Source organism: Coleofasciculus sp. D1-CHI-01 (genome assembly GCF_040218875.1).
In the GTDB taxonomy this organism is placed as follows: Bacteria; Cyanobacteriota; Cyanobacteriia; order Cyanobacteriales; family Coleofasciculaceae; genus Coleofasciculus.
Genome location: NZ_JAVJQP010000102.1, coordinates 1 through 5,901 on the forward strand (window position 1 = coordinate 1; position 5,901 = coordinate 5,901).

The 5,901-nt window shown below is 47.5% G+C and carries 4 protein-coding genes; 3 read left to right on the top strand and 1 reads right to left on the bottom strand.

Features of this window, described 5'->3' with window-relative positions; translation table 11 throughout:
• A partial coding sequence (locus RIB93_RS18795; protein ID WP_446374458.1) for a response regulator occupies positions 1–187 on the bottom strand: 187 nt, incomplete at its 3' end.
• A gap of 135 nt (positions 188–322) precedes the next feature.
• Here RIB93_RS18795 and RIB93_RS18800 point away from each other — a divergent pair.
• From RIB93_RS18800 to RIB93_RS18810, 3 genes are all read left to right on the top strand, one after another.
• Positions 323–2,857, top strand: a complete 2,535-nt coding sequence (locus RIB93_RS18800; protein WP_446374460.1) for a DNA gyrase/topoisomerase IV subunit A — start codon at positions 323–325, stop codon at positions 2,855–2,857.
• 241 nt (positions 2,858–3,098) lie between these two features.
• Positions 3,099–4,424 (top strand): type IV pilus twitching motility protein PilT, encoded by a 1,326-nt coding sequence (locus RIB93_RS18805; RefSeq protein ID WP_446374462.1) that lies wholly within the window; start codon positions 3,099–3,101, stop codon positions 4,422–4,424.
• 169 nt (positions 4,425–4,593) lie between these two features.
• Positions 4,594–5,529: a circadian clock KaiB family protein gene (locus RIB93_RS18810; protein ID WP_446374464.1), complete on the top strand. Its 936-nt coding sequence runs from the start codon at positions 4,594–4,596 to the stop codon at positions 5,527–5,529.
• Positions 5,530–5,901: the final 372 nt, after the last annotated feature.

Consider the following 5,901-nt stretch of genomic DNA (forward strand, 5'->3'; position numbering starts at 1 on the left):
CTTGGTAAACACTGTGAGCCAGGGAAACATCCATCAAGATAATATCTGCATCTCCCGCGTGGGCAATTTTCATGACCTCCTCTACATCTTCGGTTCCCTTGACATTCAAGCCACCCCGCTTCGTGAGAATTTTGGAAAAAACGCGAAGATTAATGGGATCGTCTTCTACAATCAGAACGGTTTTCATGGGCGTTGCATCAAGAAAGTCGTCTTTTCAACAAAAGTGCGGTTTGATCATCAGTCTGACAGGGACTGGGCAATGTTGCCACAAAAAAAATCAAATTTTCATCTCGTTGTGGTTAGAAATTAGGAAACAGAACTCATGGCAAAACAGTTGAATCTGCTGGCGACTGGTCAAGTTATTCCCACGCCCCTCCATGCAGAGATGCAACAGTCATATCTTGAATATGCCATGAGTGTCATCGTTGGGCGTGCCCTGCCAGACGTTTGCGACGGTTTAAAGCCCGTGCATCGGCGTATCTTGTATGCCATGTACGAATTGGGTTTAACCCCCGATAGACCCTACCGCAAGTGCGCTCGCGTAGTGGGTGATGTTTTGGGGAAATATCATCCCCATGGGGATCAAGCTGTATACGATGCTATGGTGCGCTTGGTCCAAGACTTTTCCACTCGCTATCCACTATTGGCGGGTCATGGCAATTTTGGGTCGGTGGATAACGACCCACCGGCTGCCATGCGTTACACAGAGACGCGGCTGTCTCCCATTAGTCATGAAGCCCTCCTATCAGAAATTGGCGAGGCAACCGTTGATTTTATCGATAATTTCGACGGCTCTCAACAAGAGCCTGTGGTTTTACCCGCTCAACTACCCATTTTACTGCTCAATGGTTGCTCTGGCATCGCGGTTGGCATGGCAACGAATATTCCGCCTCATAATCTGGGCGAAATTGTGAATGGGTTAATCGCCTTGATTGATCGCCCGGATCTGGCGGATGAAAAATTGTGGAAATTAATTCCCGGACCCGATTTTCCCACGGGGGGTGAAATTATCGATACGTCGGGAATTCGGGATGCCTATCGCAGTGGACGCGGCATTATTCCGGTGCGGGGAATTGCCAAGGTGGAAGAGATTCAAGTCGGTCGCACTCGCCGTCATCGCCGCACGGCACTCATTGTCACAGAGTTACCCTATCAAGTGAATAAAGCGGCTTGGATTGAAAAAATTGCCGATCTGGTCAATCATGGACGCTTAGAGGGAATTTCTGATTTGCGCGATGAGAGCGATCGCCAGGGGATGCGGGTGGTTGTGGAACTTAAACGGGATGCTCATCCCAGAGATGTTCTCAAACACCTCTACAAACAAACTCCCCTACAAAGTAACTTTGGCGCGATTATGTTGGCATTAGTCAACGGACAGCCCCGCCAGCTACCCCTACGGCAATGTCTGGAAGAATTCTTACGGTTCCGGGAACAAACCCTGACCCGTCAATATACCTATGAACTTGACCAGAAACGACAACGGCGTCATCTGGTGGAAGGATTATTGGTTTGCTTAAATCAACTCACTCGCGTGATTGAAATCCTCACCCATGCACCTGATGGTACAACCGCCAAGACTCGGTTTCAAGACCAATTAAACCTGAGTGAGAGTCAAGCTGATGCCATCCTCGCCATGCCGATGCGCCGCCTCACGGGGTTAGAACGGCAAAAACTCCAAACCGAATTTGAGGAACTCACCACCCGCATTGAAACCCTCCAGGAATTACTCAGTAGCCGACATGAACTCCTCAAAACCCTGAAAAAAGAGTTGCGATCGCTCAAACGTAAATACGCTGATCCGCGTCGCACCAAGATCCGGTCAGCGCAATCTCTCAAAGAACCAAAACAGCCAAAATCGGAAAAACAAACCCCCAAGAAAACCAAAACCTCAGACAACCCGAAAGCCTCTGCCTCGAAATCCCCATCGCCTAATCTGATCGAAACGGAAGCTGAACAAACGGTTCTGGAATTTACCTATCAAGGACACGTACAACGCCTGCGTTCTGCCCCTGATCCCAAATCTAAACCCTCGATCAAAGATGGGAATGATTTTGTGGTTCAGACCCAGCAAACCACCACGGCGTCAGAATTTGCCACCCTTACCAGTGGAGGCAAAGCCTACCCCTTGAAAGTGCAAGATATCCCGCCAGCCGCAGGGCGAAAGCAAGGCATCCCTGTAACTCGTCTCCTCCCTGATGCGGCTCAATCTGAAACCGTTATCGCCCATTTTCGACCCCAAGAACTCACTGAGTCTCTCAGCTTGATTTTGCTCACCCAACAGGGGCGAGTGAAGCGTCTACCTGCGACAGAGTTACTCAACCTAACGGCACGGGGTTTAACCACGGTTAAACTCAAAGAGGAGGATGTGCTGGCGTATGTTACCCTGGCTCAATCCACTGATGATCTGATTATCGCTACCAGTAACGGGCGCTTATTACGCTTTGAAATTAACGACCAAAATTTACCGATTATGGGGCGTACAGCCCAAGGCAATCAAGCGTTGCGACTGCGGCGTCGGGAGCAATTAGTCGGATGTGTCGCGATCGCGCCCAACGAGAATCTGTTACTGGTATCCGAGCAAGGCTATGGCAAACGCCTAGGACTCAATGTAGTCCGGCGCATCAAACGCGGTGATCTTGGCACTCAAGCGCTTCAGTTTAAAACCTCAGCGGATCGATTAATGGGAGTCATCAATGCCTCTCAAACAGAGACGGCTGTATTACTAACCAGTGACAATCGAGTCATGAATGTATCGTTAAAATCTGTAAAGTTGTCCGGCAAAGATGGATGTGGCGATCGCTTGGTCAAACTCAAGTCCGATGAAACAATTATCGCAGTTACAACAATGGCAAGGTGAAGGTTCCCCGCGCTTTCAGGCGATTTAGCGTCAAAGAAATCATTCCGTAACAGCCCACTCCTTCTAAGGCTGCGATAACGGAGGGTAAACGAATGACGAATGACATAAACAAATGACGAACTACCGAATATGGTTTTATAGTGGGGGATAAGTGTGAAGTGAATAATATTTAATCCCTAAAGCTTGGGAATTCTGGAAGCACCAGTATAGAAAATCTAACTTAAGTGATAGTTCAACCATCATGACCGATCCCAAACGACCTCCGAGTGCGCCACCCCCTCCACCCCGCGTTCCTCCAGCCCCACCGCCACCGCCTAGGGGAGGAGCATCTCGGAAAGCGCCGCCAGGGGCAACCCAAGCGATGCCCTCTAAAACAATGCCGATGCCGCCTAAAGCGGGTCAATCAGCATCAGATCCTACTGCAGTTAAAACAGCACCGAGTTCTCGTCAAGCTTCATCAGGCGTTAAATCCCGGACTCCAGCGCCAGGTGCGGGACTTGCTCCCGGACAACCAACATTAAACCAACTTATCCGGGAAGCTTATGACAAAGGATTTTCTGATGTTCACGTCGGTGTCGGTGAAGTTCCTCGAATGCGGAACCGAGGGGAAATGGAACGGACAGAACATCCTGTAACTGATAAACCCACGTTTATGTGTTGGTTGCGGGAAATTCTCACCGATGAAGAAATTCGCCGCTTCCAAAACGAACTGGAATTTGATGGTGCAGCCCAGTATGACTTTGCCCGGGTGCGAATTAATATCTTCGACTCTTTGAATGGACCAGCCATAGTCATGCGCTTGATTCCACTCAAGATTTTGACAATGGAACAGTTGCGACTCCCTCCAATCCTCAGGGATGTCTGTAATTACCACAAGGGTCTTATTTTAGTCACGGGTCCAACCGGTTCAGGTAAGTCAACGACACTAGCGGCAATGATTGACTACATGAACAAGGAGATGCCGAAGCATATCATTACGATTGAAGACCCGATTGAATTTGTTCATAAAAGCCAAAAAGCCCTAATTAAGCAGCGGGAAGTCGGCGCTCATACTCTCCAGTTTGACAATGCGTTAAAAGCCTCCTTGCGGGAAGATCCGGATGTGATTCTGGTTGGGGAAATGCGGGATAGGGGAACCGTTAACACAGCGCTGAAAGCCGCTCAAACGGGTCACTTGGTTATGGGAACGCTGCACACGAACAGTGCGGTGAAAACCATTGAACGGATTCTCAATCTTTATAATCCAGAAGAACAACACGCCATCCGTGTCGCTTTTGCTGAATCAATGGTGGCAATCATTGCCCAAGGGTTATGTCGCACCACTGATGGGAAACGTGCTGCATTCCACGACATTCTGATTAATACAGAAGCGATTCGAGACTATATCCGCAAGGGTGAATATGAGGAAGTCCATGAATTGATGGCGGCTAATGAATTTGACGGCATGATGACGATGAATAAGTCCTTGTTTAACCTCTATCAGGAAGGACGTATCACTGAAGAAACTGCCCTAGAACAGTCGCCGACTCAAAATGAAATGGCGATGATGTTACGGGGTCGTATTTAATTGTCATTTGTCATTTGTCATACTCGCTTCCCGAAAAGAAGCAAGCTACGTCTTATGTTAGGACAAAGAGGTGGCAGAAAAGAAAATCTTATCTTGTGATCTGCCGCCTTGATTTACCAGACAAAAATCTAATTGGTGACAATCAACAATCAGCAATCAACAATCAGCAATGAACGAGACTCAACGCTCGTTTCCTCAGTTATTTAAGGGTATTGCCCTATTTACACCAGGGGGAGATTTAATTTATAGCGTTGACCCTAGTAAACAAGAGCATTGGCATTTGCATCTGTGTGCGAGTTTACAAGAAATTCTCGGATTACCGGAACCACCCCATTTTTTAGTGCCGGGATATACTGGCACAATTGATCGTTGGCTCGATCCTTATACCCAACAGATGCGAACGTCAGCAGAACTTTATCCGCCGATTCAACACCATCAGGCTTTGCTGAATGCGGTGTTTGGCGTTAGAAATCTGCTGTGGCAAGTCACCCCTTGGCGGGAAGAGTCTTGTGATCCCATGGTTTTGGAAACGTATCGCGATCGCTTTCCCCAATTGTGGCAGGATCATGATTTGATCATCCGTTGCGATCGCCCGGATCAATGTATGGAACAGTTGTCTGATGCTAATTTTAGGCATGATCACGATTCAAGTCTGATTCAATCTCCCCAGAGTTATACTTGGTCTTTTCCAGAACGTTGGACGATTCAACAAACACAGTGGCGAGAATCGTCCCACCCATCGTCTACAGAAATTGCTCCTCTAGACTCCCCGAACTCAGATAGGGAATCGAATCCGAGTCAGGCTAACTCTACACCCTTAACTACTCCTAGTTATGTCCTGCGCTTATTTGTATCGGGACACAGTGGCTCAACTGAACATATCCTGAAAAAACTGCATCAGTTACTCGAACAATCCCTACAAGATCCTTATACTCTAAAAGTAATTGATGTATTTAAGCATCCTGAACAAGCAGAAGCTAATCAAATTTCAGCGACTCCCACACTGCTGCGAGTTTGGCCCCCACCCGTCCGACGTATTGTTGGCGATTTGAATGACTTGGAAAATCTTTTACGTATACTTATTGCTCCTGAGGCTCAACGATAAAAGTAAGCCTAGAACTAAAGTTCTGGCTCAAAGCTGAAACCCGTTAAAACGGGTTCAAAGACTTACCAAGTTAGCGATATTCTGCTTAAGTCGAATAGCACTGAAATAAGCATTTGGCGACCGCCAAAACCCTTTATAGCATTACGCTCTAAGGTTAGGACAAATGAAGAAAAATTAAAATCGCTCAATCCCTTGATGAGTAAGTGTTTTTCTTCACTATTGCCTATTACCTAGGGCTTGCTGCACAACCTAGAAACCCTTATCCATCAATACTTTGAGGCTTATGGGCAGTGGATAAAGTGCAAGGAAATGGGGTAGCATCCTTCATAAGTATGGCATCACCTTACTCAGGGAAAATGTACCCTTGCTCCC